The organism is Pseudoalteromonas sp. S327 (genome assembly GCF_005886415.1).
In the GTDB taxonomy this organism is placed as follows: Bacteria; Pseudomonadota; Gammaproteobacteria; order Enterobacterales; family Alteromonadaceae; genus Pseudoalteromonas; species Pseudoalteromonas atlantica.
In genome coordinates, this window is the sequence record NZ_PNDP01000171.1 from 1 (window position 1) to 364 (window position 364).

Annotated in this window: 1 protein-coding gene; it reads left to right on the forward strand. The window is 44.0% G+C overall.

The window, feature by feature from the left end; all coding sequences use genetic code 11:
* Nucleotides 1-4 precede the first annotated feature (4 nt).
* Nucleotides 5-364, forward strand: a 360-nt coding sequence (locus CWB60_RS20600) for a divergent polysaccharide deacetylase family protein (protein ID WP_283240975.1), incomplete at its 3' end; no start/stop codon positions are given.

The window sequence follows — 364 nt, forward strand, 5'->3', positions numbered from 1 at the left end:
GTTTATAGATCGCCGTAAGACGGACTTAAGCCATTCGGAATATGTGGAATTTTTTATTGGGGTTGAAACTATAGGCCGCGATGTGTTTTTTGACAATATAAACACGCATGAGCAACTGCAGCAAAGGCTGGATGAGCTAATATATAAAGCGACTAAACATCACATTGCCATAGCGAATGCCCACACCTACGCAGAAACCAGCGCCTTTTTACGCCAAGCGCTACATGAGCTCACTCAGCAAGGCTTTGAACTGGTACCAATCTCACAGCTGGTAGAACGAAAGTTTGTACAAAAAGCCCAACAACAAGCCAATACATTAAACTGCTGGAGTACGCTCGCACCTGACACCAACACAGAATTATAC